Source organism: Streptomyces sp. NPDC005728, assembly GCF_040630895.1.
GTDB lineage: Bacteria > Actinomycetota > Actinomycetes > Streptomycetales > Streptomycetaceae > Streptomyces.
On sequence record NZ_JBEXYL010000038.1, the window covers coordinates 1 to 17,095 of the forward strand.

Here is a 17,095-nt window from a genome sequence, read left to right on the forward strand (position 1 = left end):
CACATAAACATTACAAGTGTGATGGTTTTACAGTGTGGTTCAATACCTTGGGGGGGTGGCCCGCCCACTTCCACGCCCCGGGGGCCCCGGCCTGCGGCCGGGACACCGGGGAAGATCCGGGTTACTTGCCGCCGACGCTGCTGTTGCAGCCCATGGTCGAGCCCAGGTGCGAGTCCTGCGCGCCCGGGTTGCCCTCGCCGTTCAGCAGGTTGCCGCCCAGGCCGTTGGCGATGCCGACCTCACCGAGGACGTCGGCGTTCAGGTCGTGCGACCTGCAGTTGGAGCTCTGCAGGACACTGAAGCTGTCGCCGCCGCGCTTTCCCCAGCCCTGGTCGGCGTGGGCGGCGCCGGCGCTCACGAGTCCGACGCTCCCGAGGGCGGCGACCAGGACGGCAGCCTTACGGAGCTTGTGCATGTCTTCTCCGGTGGAGTGAAGTGGATGCGATCCGTGAAAGATCGACTTCGTACGGTAATGGAGGCTAATACGAAGTATCCGAAGGCAGGTGACGACGCGCCGAATTCAGGTAATTCATGTCACCTCGGACGCCTTATCGGCGCACAAAAAGGGTCCCGGCGCCGGATGTGGACTCGGCGCCGGGACCAATTCCCGCTGTGGCCGCCTATGCGGCGGTCACTCGCTTAGAAAGCGCTGTTGTTGCAGCCCATGGTCGAGCCGATGTGGGTGGCCTGGGCACCCGGGTCGCCCTCGCCGTTGAGCCCGTTGCCCAGCAGGCCGTTCAGGATCCCGACCTCGCCGAGGACGTCGAGGTTCAGGTCGTGCGACTTGCAGTTGGAGCTCTGCAGGACGCTGAACTTGTCGCCTTCGCCCTTGCCCTTGCCGCCGCCCCAGCCCTGGTCGGCGTGGGCCGTGCCGCCCACGAGCGCGATGCTACCGAGGGCGGCGACCAGGACGGCAGCCTTGCGAAGCTTGTGCATGTCTTCTCCGGTGGAGTGAAGTGGATTCGATCTGTGGCAGATCGACTTCTTACGGTTACGGGAGGCTAATACGAAATATCCCAAAACGGACAGCGGCGCGCCGATTTCATGATCTCGAAGTGGAACCACCCGAAAGCCGTATCGCATGCGAACGGGCCCTTCGAGGCGATCCTCGAAGGGCCCGTGCGGGGCGTCGCTGACCGGCAGCGCGGTGGTGTCTAGCGTGCGCGTGCGGTGGCGAGGGCGTTCGACTGGCTGTTGGCCTGAGTGCAGTTGACGCCGTGGGTCTCGGAAGCGGCGAGCAGAGCGACCGGGACGTTCGCGTCGAGCAGGGACTGCGGGCTGCACTCCTGGGACGGACGGAAGAGGTTGCTCTGGGTCGCCGCGGCGCCGGGTGCCTGCGGGGTCGCCTGAGGGGAGATGTGCGGGCTGATCTGCGGGCTCAGCGAGGGGTTGATCTGCGGGGTTACCTCAGCACCCCGCTGCGGGGCCGCCTGTTGTGGGGCCGGGTAGCCGTAAGTCTGCACGCTGGCCTGGGAGGAGGTCGCCGAGGCCGCCTGGGCGTCCGGCTGTGAAACGGGGGGCGGAGCGGCACCGTTGTAGGCAACGGGCGCGGCGGAACTGGGGCCGGCGCCCACGGCGGACAGACCTCCGGCTGCTGCGAAGACGAGCGCGACTTGCTGGAGCTTGCGCATGGAACCCTCGGCCCTTCATTGACCTGTGCACGGAACGTATTGAATTACTTAAGCCAGTACCGCTGTTGTTGTTCGTGCTGCCCTGTACGGCTGCGACGGAACCATCGTTCTGGCCCCGTGGGAACGAGTTGAACAGCGAGGCAGACACGGGCGCCGCGCCTTGGTCACCCATTTGACACAGGGTCGTGCGGGCCCCAACTCCCCGTCGTGCGTGCCTCGGTAATCCTGTCCGGTCGCGTCCGGCGTCAATGGCAAATGGGTGACGGGGTTTTGGATGCCGTGACCGGGGCGGGGGAAATGTCGTTGCCAGCTGGGAGAGGGCAGTGACCTATCGATCACAGTGGGGCAAGGGATTTGCTGCCGACTCCGGCGTGGAAGTCCGCGTGCGGCCTCAGGATCACCCCTGTAACGGCGCGGTACGAATATCGGACTGGGCGCGCGCGACATTGCACTGAAGACAAAAGATTTCCCTGTTTCAGGTTATTGAAGGGCCGAGGGGTTCCATGCGCAAGCTTCACAAGGCCGCGCTCGTCGTAGCAGCGGCCGGCGGTTTGTCCGCCATCGGCGCCGGCGTCAGCCATGCCGCCGACTATCCCGTCGGATACGGCGGCGCCGCTCCGGTGCCGGCTCCCGACTACCCGGCACCTCAGTACGCGGCACCCCAGTACGCAGCCCCGGCGCCTGCTCCCCAGTACCCGCCACCGCAGTACGCGGCACCCCAGTACGCACCGCAGTACGCGGCGCCCCAGCCGTTTGTCCCGCAGGCCGCGGCGGCATCCGGCGCGGCGGGCACCGCACAGGCCACCGCGGCACCGCAGCCGTACGCCCAGCCGGTCATGCAGGCCGCTCCCCCGGCGCCCGCGCCGCAGCAGGCCGGTTACGCCTCCGCCAGTGCCTCGTCGGGGGGCGTCGCGCATGCCTCCGGCTCGCCGTACGCCCCGCAGCCGGTCGCCGCGCCGCAGCCGCAGGTCCTGCAGCAGGCCGCCCCCCAGCAGCCGGCGCCGCAGGTCATGCCTCAGGTCTCCCCGCAGTCGGCGCCGCAGGTCATGCCGCAGGTCGCCCCACAGGTCGCCGTGCCCCAGGCCTTCGGTCCGGAGCCCCCGCCGCGTGTTGCCCCGCAGGTCAACCCGCAGGTCAACCCGCAGGTGAACCCGCTCATCAACCCGCTGCTCGCGCCACCGAGCGCGCCCCCGGTGTCGCCGCTCGGCCTCGGACAGGTCGCCGCGCCTCCCGTCGGCCAGCTGGGTCTTCCCCGACTCGGCTGACGGCCTCCCCGCAGCCGTCCGCCTTCCCAACTCGATCTGCTGCAGATCGCATCCGCTCGACCAACGGAGAAGTAATGCGCAAGTTTCAGAAGGTCGTCCTCGTGGGCGCCGTCCTCGGCAGTGTCGGTTCCTTCGGCGTCAACACCGCCTCTGCACACGGTGAGCCGGGCCACGACCTCGACATCACGCAGGGCATCGAGTGCCGCTCGCACGACATGAACATCGACGTCCTCGGTAACGTCGGCGCCATCAACGGCCTGCTGGGCAACGCGCTCAACGGTGAGGGGTCCCCGGGTGCGCAGCCCAGCCACCTCGGTTCGGACATGGGCTGCAACAGCAAGGCACTCTGACCGACCGCGCTACACGCATTTTCCCGAGGCCGCTCTGCCTTGTGAAGCCGCCCGCCGAGGCGCGCCCCGCAGAGACCCGGTGACAGCCGGACAGCGCCGGATCCTCCCCGCGACCACCGGGGGAGGGTCCGGCGCTCTTCTGTGTGCGGCTGCATCGCCCTGAGCGACGGGAAACGCCCTCCCGGAGGGAGGGCGGAGACGGGCGCCCCCGGCAGGACTCGAACCTGCGGCCAAGCGCTTAGAAGGCGCCTGCTCTATCCACTGAGCTACGGGGGCCTGGTGCGGGACAAGGATAAAGCTCCCCCTTCCTCGACCCGGCTGCTTCGCCTCCGTGGCTCGATGTGGAGGTTCGGTGAAGCGGTCCTGATAATCGCAGGCAGGTACGAATCGTGCACCGCTTTTGGCCCCCGACGCACCGGGTGTTGTGCACTCGTTATGCCTGGACTGTGCCCTTGTCCCAGTCGTCCCTTACGTCTGATGTGTTCCATCGGCGCGCTGAGATGTCCATATGCTTCAGAAATCCCCTAAAATTGGGCATTCTTCGCATGTGGTGACCTTGGACGTTCGGCCTCAGCTGCTCGACACACTCTCCGCTCTGCGCGACCGTGTCGCCGCCGCGCGCTTTCCGTTGCCCCTGGCCGGGGCACCACGCGCGCGCGCCGACCGCAAAGAACTCCTGGCGCAGCTCAACGACTACCTGCTACCCCGGCTGCGGGATCCCGAGGCGCCCCTGCTGGCCGTCGTCGGCGGGTCCACCGGGGCCGGCAAGTCGACCCTCGTGAACTCGCTCGTGGGACGACGGGTCAGCGAGGCGGGCGTACTGCGCCCGACGACCCGCACACCGGTACTGGTCTGCCATCCGGAGGACCATCACTGGTTCAGCGACATGCGCGTGCTCCCCGACCTCACCCGTGTGTGGGCGCCCCAGAAGGAGACGGGCGACGAATTCCTGCTGCGCGGCGACGATCCCCCGCGCGTGCTGCGCGTCGAGAGCGCAGACAGCATCCCGCGCGGGCTCGCCCTCCTCGACGCCCCCGACATCGACTCCCTGATCGCCGACAACCGCGTCCTGGCCGCCGAGCTGATCTGCGCCGCCGACGTGTGGGTCATGGTCACCACGGCCGCGCGGTACGCCGACGCCATCCCCTGGCACCTGCTGCGCACCGCCAAGGAGTACGACGCCACCCTGGTGTCCGTCCTCGACCGCGTGCCCCACCAGGTCGTCTCGGAGGTCTCGCGCCAGTACGGCGCGCTGCTCACCAAGGCCGGTCTGGGCGACGTACCCCGCTTCACCGTGCCCGAGCTGCCCGAGTCCGCGTGGGGCGGCGGACTGCTGCCCGCCACCGCCGTGGCAGCCCTGCGGACCTGGCTCGTCCATCACGCCCAGGACAACTCGGCCCGCCAGCAGGTCATGGCCCGTACGGCACACGGCCTCCTCGACTCGCTGAAGGCGCGCCTGCCCGAGCTGGCCAGTGCCGCCGCCGCGCAGTACGCGGCCGCCCTCCGGCTCAGCGCAGCCGTGGACAGCGCCTATGACAACGAGCACGCGCGCGTGCGCGGCCGGCTGCAGTCCGGGGCCGTGCTCGCCGGGGACGCGCTCAAGCGCTGGCGCGCCTTCCCCCTCGACTGCACCGCGGGTGAACTGCTCGACGCGCTCGTGGGCAGTCTGGCCGCGCTGCTGCTGTGCTCCGTCACCGCAGCCGACGAGCGCGTCGACGACGTCTGGCGGCGAGAGCCGGCCTCGGGCGCCCCCGGACTGGCCGGCCGGGATCCCTCCATGGAGAGCGCCGAGCACCGCATCGGGCTCGCGGTACGGCGCTGGCGGCGCGAGCTGGAGGAGTACGCCGAGGACGAGGTACGGGAACTCGAGCGCAGCACCGCACCCGACGCAGAGGCCGTCGCCGCCCTGGTCGCCACCGCGCTGCTGGGCGGGCGCCGGGCGCGCAATGCGAGCGAGGGGCTCGCCGAGCGGATCGGCGCCCACGGCGCGCTGCGGCTGCGAGACCGGGCCGGGCGCCTGCTGACCGAGCACGTCGACCGCGTCATGCACTCCGAACGGGAGCGACGCCTCGCTCCGCTCGACGCCCTGGATGTCCAGGCCGAACCCCAGGTCGAACTCATTGCCGCGCTGTCCGTACTGCAGAAGGAGAGGTGACCGGTGACCGCCGTCACTGACCACGACCACACGGACCACACGGATCACATGGAACACATGGACCACACGGACCACAGGGAGCTTGCGGGCGGTTCCGGGGGAGTGGACCCCGGGCCCGGAGGCAAGAGGGAGCCCGGCGACGTCCGCCCGCTGGTGGACGGGGGATCCGCGGAAGTCCCTCCGGGACGGACACCGTCCCTGGACCGCGCCACGGAGGCCGCTGACGACGTCCGGGACAAGGCCGAGGATGGTGACGAGGCCGGGGCCGGGGCCGGGGCCGGGGCCGGGGCCGGGGCCGAGAAGCGGGACGCGGGGGCGGAGGGTGCCCTGCACGCGCGCGTGCCGGAGGAGCTTGTCGAGAGCGAGTGGCTCGCGTGGGTGTCGGAGGAGCGTGGGGAGAGCGAGCGGCTCGCGCGCGTACCCGAGGCGAACGGGGAGAGGGAGCGGCCCGCGCGCGTGAAGGCCCCTGAGGCGGAGGGGGACGGCGAACGGGAGCGGCCCGCACGCCTGAAGGGCCCTGAGACGGACGGGGACAGAGGGAGGCACGCGCGAAGGAAGGCCCCCGGGGCCGAGGCTGAGGTCGTAGCCGAGGCCGGGGCAGAGGCCGATACCGGCAGTGGCCGCGGGTCTCATGCCCGTCCCAAGGCCGGCGAGACGCCCGTCCCCGTCCCCGCCTCCGACTCGCAGACCGCCTCGCAGACCGCCTCGCAGACCGCCTCGGAGACCGCCTCGGAGGCCGACGCGGAGACCGACCCCGCCGACGCCTGGGACGACGGTCTCATCGCGCGGCGCGTGACGGAGAACACGGCCGCCGCCCTCGCCGCCGAGCGCGCCTCCGTACTGGACGGACCCTCCCGCAGCCCGAGCAGCTACACCCCCGCACCCCTGGCGTACGACGGCCCCCTCCGCTCCCGCCTCGACGCCCTGCGTGAACTCGTCGGCCTCTCCCGTACCCGCCTGGACAGCCGTACCCTCGCCGAGGCGGGTCGGGTCCTGGACGAGGCGGCCGCCCGCCGCAAGCTCTCGGGCAGGCACACCGTCGTCGCCATCGCGGGTGCGACCGGCAGCGGCAAGTCGCAGCTGTTCAACGCGCTGGCCGGGGTGGCCATTTCGGAGACCGGCGTACGGCGCCCGACCACCGCGGCCCCCATCGCGTGCAGCTGGAGCGACGGCGCGGCGAGCCTCATCGACCGGCTCGGCATCCCCGGCCGGCTGCGCCGGCGCCCCGTGCAGAGTGCGGAGGGCGAGGGGCAACTGCGCGGACTGGTCCTGATCGACCTGCCCGACCACGACTCCGCGGCCGTGGAACACCGCACACAGGTCGACCGGATCCTGAAACTGGTCGACGCCGTCATCTGGGTGGTCGACCCCGAGAAGTACGCCGACGCCGTGCTCCACGAGCGTTATCTGCGGCCCATGGCCGGCCACGCCGAGGTCATGTTCATCGTGCTCAACCAGGTCGACCGGCTGCCCGGAGAGGCCGCCGACCAGGTCCTGGACGATCTGCGCCGGCTGCTCGACGAGGACGGTGTCGCGCTCGGCGAGTACGGCGAACCGGGCGCCACCGTGCTCGCGCTGTCCGCGCTCACGGGTGACGGCGTCGGCGATCTGCGCGAGTCGCTCGGCGAGTTCGTGGCGGAGCGCGGCGCGGCGGCCCGCCGGGTCGCGGCCGACCTGGACTCCGCGGCGGCCGATCTGCGGCCCCTCTACGCCACCGGCCGGCGCGTCGGCCTCAGCGAGGAGGCACGGGAGGACTTCGCCGCCCGGCTCGCGGACGCGGTCGGCGCCACCGCGGCCGGCGAGGCTGCCGAACGCGCCTGGCTGCGCAACGCCAACCGCGCCTGCGGCACCCCCTGGCTGCGGCTGTGGCGCTGGTACCAGAGCCGGGGCGAGCACACGACGGGCCGGATGCCGGTGCGTACCCAGGCGGACGAGCAGGCCACGGCACGCCAGCGGGTCGAACAGGCGGTGCGTACGGTGTCCGACCGGGCTTCGGCGGGGCTGCCGGCGCCGTGGGCGCAGGCGGTGCGCGAGGCGACCGTACGCGGCTCCCAGGGGCTGTCCGAGGCGCTGGACGACCTGGCGGCGCGGGCCGGACTGCCGCCGGGACGACCGCCCCGGCCGGGGTGGTGGCCGGTGGCCGTACTGGTCCAGGCGGCCATGACCCTGCTGCAGATCGTGGGCGGCCTGTGGCTGGCGGCCCAGATCGCCGGCGTCATGGCTCCCAACCTGGGAGTGCCGGTGCTGCTGATGGTGTGCGGGATCGTCGGCGGACCGCTCGTGGAGTGGGGCTGCCGGATGGGGGCCCGGGGGCCGGCACGGCGCTACGGCCAGGACGCGGAACGCCGGCTGCGGGAGGCGGCCGCGAGCTGCGGCCGGGGCCGGGTACTCGATCCGGTGGCGGCTGAGCTGCTGCGTTACCAGGAGGTGCGGGAGCAGTACGGGCGGGTGGCTCGGAAGGGGGCGGGGGTGGGGTGAGGCCGGGCGTGGTGCGGTTGCCGCCGACCGCGGGGTGACGTCGACGGGGTCGGTGGAGCCCGCTGGGGAGTGGGTGAAGCCCGCGCTGGGGGTGGATGAGCGGACCGCGGGCGGGTGGGGCACTCGTTCGGGTGACGGGGATTTCCACAGGTGAGAGGCCGTCCACAGCGCTCAGCGGGCCCGGCCCGGCGGAGGCAGTCTGATGCCACGGCGATCGCGCCGCACGTCCGACGAGAGCGGGGAGCGAGGGCGGGCGGCGTCGGCGATCGGCGTGGCGTGCGACGGCGTACGCGGATCGTGTGCGCCGGCACGGCAGCCGCAGCCGTACGGGAGGGGCCCGTACGCGTGTCCGCCCGGCCGAGGGGCCGGGGTGAGGGAGGGGTTCGCGATGAACGAGACCATGGTGTGCGTGTTGGGCAACGTGGCGACGCCGCCGGTGTACCGGGAGATGGCGGCGGGCCCGTCGGCCCGGTTCCGGCTGGCGGTGACCTCGCGCTACTGGGACCGGGAGAAGAGCGTCTGGACGGACGGGCACACCAACTTCTTCACGGTGTGGGCCAACCGCCAGCTCGCCGTCAACGTGGCGGCGTCGGTGGAGGTGGGGCAACCGGTCGTCGTCCAGGGCCGGCTGAAGGTGCGCGCGGAGCAGCGCGAGGGACAGCCGGGCTGGGCGTCGGCCGACATCGACGCGGTGGTCATCGGCCACGACCTGACGCGGGGCACCGCGCTCTTCCGCCGCGCGGCCAAGCCGGAGGCGCCGGCGGTGACACGCCCGGAGCCGAACTGGGAGACGCCGCCCACCGAGGTGCCGGACGGCGAGCCGGCCCAACAGCGCCCGGAACCGGCGGCGGTGACGTGACGTAAGTCGATCCGGAAGCCCCACCGGCTCCATCGGCTGCTCCGGCTCCACCGACCGCAACGGCTCGGCCGGCGCCCTGGCCGAGCTGTGCCCTGTCGACGAACGCGTTCCGAAGTCCCCGCCGAATCGGTGGATTTGTCGACAAGCACAGCCCGTGTCCTGTCCGGGCGATAACGATTACGGATCGGATCGGCTGTCGGACGATCTGACCGGTCGGCGAGGTCCGCGTGATCCATAGGATGCCGGGCGTGCCCCTTGGGGCTGCCGATTCTGCTGGTGGGACCGTCCCCCACGTCCAACGGGTCCTGCTCGAAGGGGAATTCTGTGCTTGCTGCGTTCTCTGGGCTTCCTCGGTCCGTCACAGCGGCCCGCCTCGGTGCCGTCACGATGGTGTCCGGTCTGGTGGCGGCGGGTGTGCTGTCCGGCGCCGGTACGGCCGTGGCCGACGGGACACCGCAGACCCAGGGCGGCGCGACGGCCACGATCAACGGTCTGAAGACCTACGGCGACGCCGTGATCCACGAGGACGGCGGCGACCAGCGGGTGGCCGCGGGCCTGTTCGAGATGTCGGTGGACGGCGGCGGCACCCTGCAGACGTACTGCATCGACCTCCACAACCCCACCCAGCGTGACGCCCCCTACCAGGAGACCCCCTGGAGCGGCACCTCGCTGGGCACCAACAAGGACGCCGGCCGGATCCGCTGGATCCTGCAGAACTCCTACCCCCAGGTCAACGACCTCGCCGCGCTCGCCCGGCGGGCGGGCGCGAGCGGCCTGACCGAGCAGGACGCGGCGGCCGGCACGCAGGTGGCCATCTGGCGCTACTCGGACGACGCGAAGGTCGACGCCGTCGACCGGCAGGCGGAGGAGCTCGCCGACTACCTGGAGAAGAGCGCCCGCGGCGTCGACGAGCCGCAGGCCTCGCTGACCCTGGACCCGCCCGCGGTCTCCGGCCGCCCCGGTGATCTGCTCGGGCCGGTGACCGTGCACACCAACGCGGCCGGCGTGACGGTGAGCCCGCCGGCCGACGCGGCCACCAGCGGGGTGCGGATCATCGACAGGACCGGCAAGGTGATCACGTCGGCGAAGGACGGCAGTCAACTGTTCTTCGACGTCCCCGAGGGCGCGACGGACGGGTCGGCCGAGCTGACCGTGCAGGCGTCGACCACCGTGCCCGTGGGTCGTGCCTTCGCCTCCGAGAGCCGCAGCCAGACCCAGATCCTGGCCGGCTCCAGCGAGTCCACGGTCTCCGCGGCCGCGGCCGCCACCTGGGCGGCCGAGGGGGCCGTACCGGCGGTGTCGGCCCGGAAGAACTGCGCCAAGGGCGGCGTGGACATCACCGTGGCCAACAAGGGCGACCAGCCCTTCTCCTTCGAGCTGATGAGAGCCGAGCACACCATCCCCGTCGGTGCGTCCCGCACGGTGACGGTCCCGCTCCAGGAGGACCAGCCGTACGACTTCACGATCACCGGTCCCAACGGCTTCAGCCGGCGCTTCACCGGCGTTCTCGACTGCAGGATCCAGGGCGTGCTCACCACCAAGTCCACGCAGACCCTCGGCGAGCCCACCCCCGCCACGATCGGCGGCTACACCACCCCGTCCGACACCGACCTCGCCGCTACGGGCGGCTCCGCGATCACCCCGATGATCGCCGGGTTGGCCATCGGCTTTGTGGTGATCGGCGGCGCGGTCCTGGTGGTGCTGCGCCGCAAGGAGACACCCGCCGGCGACTGACCGGCAGGCGCTCCGCCGGTTTGACTCGGCCATGAAGGCCGGAGCGGTCAGAGATGTTCAGGGACGTACTTGGGGCTCGCCCCGTACGTGTTGTCGCCCGGCTCGCCCTCTATGGCGGTGAAGACCAGCACCGTGATGGGGCCGATGACCGGGATCAGGCCGATGAGCAGCCACCACCCGGAGCGCCCTGTGTCGTGCAGCCGCCGCACACTCACTGCGAGGGAGGGCAGGAGGATGGCGAGCGCGAACAGGCTGCGCGGGTAATCGAATCCCAGGGGCCGATCGATGACGAGCAGCGCGAGTGCGATCAACAGGTTGACCAGACTGAACGTCCAGTACTCGGTGCGGCGCGCGCGCCCGGTGAAGACGGCGTACTTCTTGAGCGCGTCCACGTACCAGTGCACTTCGCCCCCAGGGATGGTGAATGGCACCCGCCCTCAAGGACAGGCCGGAGGGGAACATATGTGCCCTCAGGTATGGGGGGCAAGCTGCTTCAGGAACCGGCCCACAAGCGCCCCTGCTGCGCCCTGCGGGACCAGGGGGGCAGGATGGCGGTCTTCTGCGGATCAGCGGTACGAGCGGAGATCCCGTCATCCGCGGAGGATCGGCAGACATCGACTGCAGGTGGTGAATCCGAGTGCCTGAGTATCCGTACTCAGGCCCCTGGCCGTCGATGAGGGAAGGCTGCAGGCATGAACACCTCCCGCACAGGACTGCGGCCGGTTGTACCGCGCGTGTCTGGCGCTGCTGCCACGGGTGCGGTTCTGGCCACCGGCGCCGGGCAGTACCTCGCGTGGGTCAAGGATCACAGCGATCAGACATGCGAAACGACCGACGGTCTCTGCTTCACCTGGTGGGGCCTGACGGCCGTCCCCCTCGTCATGACGATCGCCCTGGTCGTCCTGATCGTCGTCTACAAGCAACTGGACATCAGGCCACGGCTCGCCATCATCCCGCCGACGTTCCTGCTGGCGCCTCTTCCTCTCGCGGCCGCCCAGACGACCGCAGGCTGGTGGGCTGCCGCCATCGCCGGCGGAGCATGGTCGTGCGTCCTCGCACTCGCCGCGTGGAGCCGCTACCGGATCGTGGGGATCACAGCTTCAGCCACGCTGCTGCTCACCTCTCTCATCGTTCTGTACCACTGAGGAGTTGGCGATCGCAGCGATGATGGACTTCTTGCCCCTGTGGTGGTCGACGTGGCGCTTGTCTGTGTGAGGCTGTCGGGTACAGAACCCGCGCTGGCCGGGGCACCACTCGCCGCAGTAGCCGGCCGCCCTCGCCCTGGGCGCAGCAGTTCTCTTCGGAGTCATCGGCGGCACTCCATCTGGAGGCGGTACAGACCGCGGCCGAGGATGCAGTCCGCCGCTTTGTCCGCGACCGCGCAGAACCGGCAGAACGAGCAGTGTTCGAGCATGGCGTGGTGCGCACGGTCAGCGGTGCACCGATGGCAGCCACGGGGGAACCAGCGCAGCCCGTCGAGATGCTCAAGCTGCTCACCGAGGTCGACGGCGGTCTCGGCCGTCAGGTGCCTCCGGCGGGGGCGCTCAGGCTCCGAGACGGAGGGGGCACAGTCCGCGGGTGCCGGGCCGTGGACGGCGTGCGCCGGAGGCTGGGGGTGGTTGGTGGGTCGAGGTGGGGGAAGGGCGAGAGGCTGTGAGTTGATGCCTGACAGGATCGACCCATGACGGAATACGCGTGGCCCTGGCAAGTGAAGTTCAGGCTCAGCGAGTGGGGAGACGCCGACGCATGGCCGGTCCAGTGACGTCCGATGACCACATTCCCGACCGGGAAGCCCTGAGCGCTTTCCTGAGGCGTCTTCGAATCGACTTCGAGGAGAACGGCGCGGAGTGGGAGAACCGGACGCTGGACGGCTTCCTGGAAGCTCTGGGAGCCTGGGTGTCCGACGCCCCAGGGTGGTACGCGAACCGCGGCGAGGAGCTACCCGCCAAAGGCGACTGGACGTTCATCGCCCGGGCCCTGAGCGCGGCGCGCATCTACGAGTGACCCTGTGCCCCTGACGTGCCCGACGGGAGCGGTCGACGGGGAACAACGGGAAGTCTCGGCGAGCGTCCCAAGAAAGCCCAGGTCAGCGAACCGCCAGGTCAGGGGCTCGTCCGCAGTGCGAGTCGGGTTCCTGGGCGGCGCTGGGGGCCGCCTGGGAAAATGTGAGAGAGGAACTCGGTCAGCGTCTCCCGCCCGGCGGCAGGCGCTGAGCCCAGAAGGGCCGAACTCATGATCATATTTGGCACCAAGGGATACCTGTACCAGCTCGCGATACTCACTCTGGTGTGCCGTCACTGCGGAAACCCTGCCGCGCACACGCTCAGGAAGCGCGTCATCAAGTTCACGCTGTTCTTCGTGCCGCTGTTCCCCTTCTCGACGACCTATGCGACGCAGTGCACGTTCTGTGGCGCGGAGCAGGAGGTGACCAAGGAGTGGGCCGAGCGGTTGCAGGCACAAGCCGCAGGCGCTCCCGGCGGTGAGGTGTACGGGCAGTCGCAGCAGCCGTACCAGCACCCTGGAGTCTGATCGGTCGCCGACGTTCTCCGCCGGCCCCCTACTGCGGGTAGGCGCCTGTCAGGGGGTCGCTTCCGGGCCGCCGCTGAGCCGTCCGATGCCGCCCGAGGTCACCCGACGGCGACTGACAGTGACAGACGGGCCATACCTGCCACCAGCGAACCTCCAGGTCACAGCCCCCCGTGTGAACGGGTTACCACCCAAGGCTGGCAGTCAGGCAAGATGGGGTGTATCTGCCCACTGCCAGATTTCAAGCTGCCGGACGGTTTCTCTTGGCTGAGTACATCTACACCATGCGCAAGACGCGCAAGGCGCACGGCGACAAGGTCATCCTTGACGACGTGACGCTGAGCTTCCTGCCCGGCGCGAAGATCGGTGTGGTCGGACCTAACGGTGCCGGTAAGTCCACCGTTCTCAAGATCATGGCGGGCCTCGAGCAGCCCTCCAACGGTGACGCGTTCCTGTCGCCCGGCTACAGCGTCGGGATGCTGCTCCAGGAGCCGCCGCTCGACGAGTCCAAGACGGTTCTGCAGAACGTCCAGGACGGCGCCGCCGAGATCATGGGCAAGCTGCACCGCTTCAACGAGGTCGCCGAGCTGATGGCGACCGACTACTCGGACGCGCTCATGGACGAGATGGGCAAGCTCCAGGAGGACCTGGACCACGCCAACGCGTGGGACCTGGACACCCAGCTCGAGCAGGCGATGGACGCCCTGGGCTGCCCGCCCGGCGACTGGCCGGTCACCAACCTCTCCGGTGGTGAGCGCCGCCGCGTCGCGCTGTGCAAGCTGCTCCTCGAAGCCCCCGACCTGCTGCTCCTCGACGAGCCCACCAACCACCTGGACGCCGAGTCCGTGCAGTGGCTGGAGCAGCACCTCGCGAAGTACCCCGGCACCGTCGTCGCCGTGACCCACGACCGGTACTTCCTCGACAACGTCGCCGAGTGGATCCTCGAGCTCGACCGCGGCCGCGCGCACCCCTACGAGGGCAACTACTCCACGTACCTCGACAAGAAGGCCTCCCGCCTCAAGGTCGAGGGCCAGAAGGACGCCAAGCGCGCCAAGCGGCTCAAGGAAGAGCTGGAGTGGGTGCGGTCCAACGCCAAGGGGCGTCAGGCCAAGTCCAAGGCGCGTCTGTCGCGCTACGAGGAGATGGCCGCCGAGGCGGACAAGATGCGGAAGCTGGACTTCGAGGAGATCCAGATCCCGCCGGGCCCGCGCCTGGGCTCCATCGTCGTCGAGGTCAACAACCTCTCCAAGGCCTTCGGTGACAAGGTCCTCATCGACGATCTGTCGTTCACGCTGCCGCGCAACGGCATCGTCGGCGTCATCGGCCCGAACGGTGCCGGCAAGACGACCCTCTTCAAGATGATCCAGGGTCTGGAGACCCCGGACTCCGGCTCGATCAAGGTCGGCGAGACCGTCAAGATCTCGTACGTCGACCAGAGCCGCGAGAACATCGACCCGAAGAAGTCGCTGTGGGCCGTGGTGTCCGACGAGCTCGACTACATCAACGTCGGCCAGGTCGAGATGCCCTCGCGGGCTTACGTCTCCGCCTTCGGCTTCAAGGGTCCCGACCAGCAGAAGGCGGCCGGAGTCCTCTCCGGCGGTGAGCGTAACCGCCTCAACCTCGCGCTCACCCTCAAGCAGGGCGGCAACCTGCTCCTCCTCGACGAGCCGACCAACGACCTCGACGTCGAGACGCTGTCCTCCCTCGAGAACGCGCTGCTGGAGTTCCCGGGTGCGGCCGTGGTCGTCTCCCACGACCGGTGGTTCCTCGACCGGGTCGCCACGCACATCCTCGCCTACGAGGGTGAGTCGCGGTGGTTCTGGTTCGAGGGCAACTTCGAGTCGTACGAGAAGAACAAGATCGAGCGTCTCGGTGCGGACGCCGCTCGTCCGCACCGTGCCACCTACAAGAAGCTGACCCGGGGCTGATCGATCTTGCGGCACATCTACCGCTGCCCGCTGCGCTGGTCGGACATGGACGCGTACGGCCATGTCAACAACGCGGTCTTCATCCGCTACCTGGAGGAAGCCCGTATCAACTTCCTTTTCCGCCCGGAGAAGGAGTTCAAGCAGGGGTCCGTGGTGGCGCGCCATGAGATCGACTACAAGCGGCAGCTCGTGCACCGGCACCACCCGGTGGACATCGAGCTGTGGGTCACCGAGATCAGGGCCGCGTCCTTCACCATCACCTACGAGGTGAAGGACGACGACCTGGTCTACGTGCGAGCCTCGACGGTGGTCGTACCGTTCGACTTCGAGGCCGAGCGGCCGCGCCGGATCACCGCCGAGGAGCGCGCGTTCCTCGAGGAGTACATGGACGCGGCCGACGAGGAGGCCGTCGCCGCATGACGGTGCTGCACCTCGCCGACGAGACGGAGGCGGCCGACCTCGCCGCCTTCCTCTCCCGGCTGCTCCACTACGACCGTGGAGCCGCGGTGCGCCTGCAGGCGGCCGGGACCGCGCTCGCCGTGTTCGGGCGGCCGCCGTCCTTCGAGGTGGTGGTGGTCCGCGCGGTGCGGCTGGCCAAGCCGTACGAGGACGGGCTCGACGTCACGCTGGACGTGACCGTCTCCGCCGGTGAACTCCTGGAGTCCATGGACGAGCGGGCGGCCACGGCCGGCGTGCCGGCCGCGGTCACCGGACCGCCGTGGGCCGGCGTGCTGCCGCCGCGCGGCGGCTGGCAGCCCGAGCCGGGACTGCCCGCGCCGGAAGCGCTGCGTACGACGGTCGCCGCGGCCGTCGCCGAGTTCCGGTCCCGTACGGAGGAGCTGGCGCCGGAGCGGCGTACCCGTGCCGAGCTGGACCGGATCGGACGGGACATCTGGTCCCGGGACATAGGGGAGACCCGGCTGCCGGTGCGGGCCGTGCACGCGGCGCAGTCCCTGGGCTTCCTGCGGCCGGGCACCGGCGCGGCCGACACCGGGCTGTTCTCCTCCGGGGCATGGCTCCGGCTGCGGACGCCGTACGGATCCGTCGCGGTGCGGCGGGCCGGGATCGGCACCCTCGGCGTCAGCGTGCGCTGACCCGGCCTCGGCCCGGAGCCCGGCGCCTACCTCTCTTCGCTGTCGTCCGGCCACACTCCGATGTGGTCCGGTTCCAGTTCCAGCGCCACTCGGTCGCGCATGTTCAGGGCCCGGGTGTACTCGGCGGGCAACTGGAGGCGGCCCGCGCGGTCGAGCATCGCGTACTCGCGGGCGACCACCGTCTCGTGGCCCGTCGTGGCGTCGACCTCGCTGCGGCGCAGTACCTCGGTGGAGGTGCGGCCGTCGCGGATGGCCACCGTGCGGCGGACCTCGCCGGCCACCGCCTGGTCGTGGGTGACGATGACGATGGTGGTGCCGAGGGTCTCGTTCGCCGTGCGGAACGCGTCGAAGATCTGGGCGCCGGTCTGGGAGTCGAGTTCGCCGGTGGGTTCGTCGGCGAGGAGGACCGCGGGGGCGTTCGCGAGGGCCACGGCGATCGCGACGCGCTGCTGCTGGCCGCCGGACATCTCGTGCGGGTGGCGGTCGCGGCAGTCGGCCACCTGGAGCAACTCCAGGAGTTCCAGGACGCGTTCGGTGCGGTCGCGGCGGCGTGTGCGGGTGCCGGACAGCTGGAGGGGGAGGGCGACGTTCTGGGCGGCGGTGAGGTACGGGAGCAGGTTGCGGGAGGTCTGCTGCCAGACGAAGCCGACGACCTCGCGGCGGTAGGCCAGGCGGTCCTTCGCGGTCATGGTGAGCAGGTCACGGTCGGCGACGCGGGCGGCTCCGGCGGTGGGGGTGTCGAGGCCGGCGAGGATGTTCATGAGGGTGGACTTGCCGCTGCCCGAGGCGCCGACCAGGGCCATCAGCTCGCCCCCGCGGACGAGGAGGTCCAGGCCCTGGAGGGCCTGGACCTCCACGCCGTCCGCGGAGAAGATGCGGACGAGGCGGTCGCAGGTGATGAGGGCGTCGTGGCCGTAGGCGGGGCGGTTGCGGGACTCGGTGACGCGGTCGGCCAGGTCGGTGAGGCTGGGGGTGCTTGTCATGGGGTCTCCTGCAGGGGTTCCCTGTGCTGCTGCCGGCCGGGGGTGGGGTCGCTCGCCCGCGCTTGCGGGGTGCCGCTGAATCCAGGGCGGTC

The 17,095-nt window shown here is 70.5% G+C and carries 17 protein-coding genes and 1 tRNA gene; 12 read left to right on the forward strand and 6 right to left on the reverse strand.

Features of this window, described 5'->3' with window-relative positions; translation table 11 throughout:
- Window positions 1–121 precede the first annotated feature (121 nt).
- The 3 genes from ABZ471_RS24765 to ABZ471_RS24775 all read right to left on the reverse strand — a co-directional run bounded on the left by ABZ471_RS24765 (window position 122) and on the right by ABZ471_RS24775 (window position 1,631).
- Window positions 122–415 (reverse strand): hypothetical protein, encoded by a 294-nt coding sequence (locus ABZ471_RS24765; protein ID WP_359069042.1) that lies wholly within the window; start codon window positions 413–415, stop codon window positions 122–124.
- Between the two features lie 224 nt (window positions 416–639).
- Entirely contained in the window at window positions 640–936 is a 297-nt protein-coding gene (locus tag ABZ471_RS24770; protein WP_359069043.1) for a hypothetical protein, read from the reverse strand.
- A gap of 218 nt (window positions 937–1,154) precedes the next feature.
- Window positions 1,155–1,631: a hypothetical protein gene (locus tag ABZ471_RS24775; RefSeq protein WP_359069044.1), complete on the reverse strand. Its 477-nt coding sequence runs from the start codon at window positions 1,629–1,631 to the stop codon at window positions 1,155–1,157.
- 503 nt (window positions 1,632–2,134) lie between these two features.
- On the opposite strand from ABZ471_RS24775, the gene ABZ471_RS24780 reads away from it, so the two are divergent.
- Entirely contained in the window at window positions 2,135–2,896 is a 762-nt protein-coding gene (locus tag ABZ471_RS24780) for a hypothetical protein (RefSeq protein WP_359069046.1), read from the forward strand.
- A gap of 74 nt (window positions 2,897–2,970) precedes the next feature.
- The gene (locus ABZ471_RS24785) at window positions 2,971–3,246 is read left to right on the forward strand and encodes a hypothetical protein (protein WP_359069048.1); all 276 of its coding nucleotides are present in this window, start codon (window positions 2,971–2,973) and stop codon (window positions 3,244–3,246) included.
- Between the two features lie 203 nt (window positions 3,247–3,449).
- Here the strand turns inward: ABZ471_RS24785 and ABZ471_RS24790 are convergent.
- A tRNA-Arg gene (locus tag ABZ471_RS24790) sits at window positions 3,450–3,522 on the reverse strand.
- Between the two features lie 271 nt (window positions 3,523–3,793).
- Between ABZ471_RS24790 and ABZ471_RS24795 the strand changes: the two genes are divergently transcribed.
- The 4 genes from ABZ471_RS24795 to ABZ471_RS24810 all read left to right on the forward strand — a co-directional run bounded on the left by ABZ471_RS24795 (window position 3,794) and on the right by ABZ471_RS24810 (window position 10,472).
- Window positions 3,794–5,401, forward strand: coding sequence for a dynamin family protein (locus ABZ471_RS24795; protein WP_359069050.1), 1,608 nt, complete (start codon window positions 3,794–3,796; stop codon window positions 5,399–5,401).
- Between the two features lie 327 nt (window positions 5,402–5,728).
- Entirely contained in the window at window positions 5,729–7,879 is a 2,151-nt protein-coding gene (locus ABZ471_RS24800; protein ID WP_359069151.1) for a YfjP family GTPase, read from the forward strand.
- Window positions 7,880–8,267: 388 nt separating this feature from the next.
- Window positions 8,268–8,738, forward strand: coding sequence for a single-stranded DNA-binding protein (locus tag ABZ471_RS24805; RefSeq protein WP_359069052.1), 471 nt, complete (start codon window positions 8,268–8,270; stop codon window positions 8,736–8,738).
- A 387-nt stretch (window positions 8,739–9,125) separates the two neighbouring features.
- Complete coding sequence (locus tag ABZ471_RS24810) at window positions 9,126–10,472, forward strand: TQXA domain-containing protein (protein WP_359069053.1); 1,347 nt, start codon at window positions 9,126–9,128, stop codon at window positions 10,470–10,472.
- 47 nt (window positions 10,473–10,519) lie between these two features.
- On the opposite strand, the gene ABZ471_RS24815 is transcribed toward ABZ471_RS24810, so the two are convergent.
- The gene (locus ABZ471_RS24815) at window positions 10,520–10,876 is read right to left on the reverse strand and encodes a DUF805 domain-containing protein (RefSeq protein ID WP_359069055.1); all 357 of its coding nucleotides are present in this window, start codon (window positions 10,874–10,876) and stop codon (window positions 10,520–10,522) included.
- Between the two features lie 330 nt (window positions 10,877–11,206).
- Between ABZ471_RS24815 and ABZ471_RS24820 the strand changes: the two genes are divergently transcribed.
- The 6 genes from ABZ471_RS24820 to ABZ471_RS24845 all read left to right on the forward strand — a co-directional run bounded on the left by ABZ471_RS24820 (window position 11,207) and on the right by ABZ471_RS24845 (window position 16,020).
- Window positions 11,207–11,617, forward strand: coding sequence for a hypothetical protein (locus ABZ471_RS24820; RefSeq protein ID WP_359069057.1), 411 nt, complete (start codon window positions 11,207–11,209; stop codon window positions 11,615–11,617).
- Between the two features lie 601 nt (window positions 11,618–12,218).
- Window positions 12,219–12,476: a hypothetical protein gene (locus ABZ471_RS24825; protein ID WP_359069059.1), complete on the forward strand. Its 258-nt coding sequence runs from the start codon at window positions 12,219–12,221 to the stop codon at window positions 12,474–12,476.
- A 228-nt stretch (window positions 12,477–12,704) separates the two neighbouring features.
- Window positions 12,705–13,001, forward strand: coding sequence for a zinc-ribbon domain-containing protein (locus tag ABZ471_RS24830; RefSeq protein ID WP_359069060.1), 297 nt, complete (start codon window positions 12,705–12,707; stop codon window positions 12,999–13,001).
- 260 nt (window positions 13,002–13,261) lie between these two features.
- A complete protein-coding gene (gene ettA, locus ABZ471_RS24835; RefSeq protein WP_359069061.1) occupies window positions 13,262–14,926 on the forward strand; it encodes an energy-dependent translational throttle protein EttA in 1,665 nt (554 codons plus the stop codon).
- Window positions 14,927–14,932: 6 nt separating this feature from the next.
- The gene (locus tag ABZ471_RS24840) at window positions 14,933–15,346 is read left to right on the forward strand and encodes a thioesterase family protein (protein ID WP_359069062.1); all 414 of its coding nucleotides are present in this window, start codon (window positions 14,933–14,935) and stop codon (window positions 15,344–15,346) included.
- The gene (locus ABZ471_RS24845) at window positions 15,343–16,020 is read left to right on the forward strand and encodes a hypothetical protein (protein ID WP_359069064.1); all 678 of its coding nucleotides are present in this window, start codon (window positions 15,343–15,345) and stop codon (window positions 16,018–16,020) included. Before ABZ471_RS24840 ends, ABZ471_RS24845 begins: the two co-directional genes overlap by 4 nt.
- A 26-nt stretch (window positions 16,021–16,046) precedes the next feature.
- On the opposite strand, the gene ABZ471_RS24850 is transcribed toward ABZ471_RS24845, so the two are convergent.
- On the reverse strand, window positions 16,047–17,003 hold the full coding sequence (locus tag ABZ471_RS24850) for an ABC transporter ATP-binding protein (protein ID WP_359069065.1): 957 nt from the start codon (window positions 17,001–17,003) through the stop codon (window positions 16,047–16,049).
- Window positions 17,004–17,095: the final 92 nt, after the last annotated feature.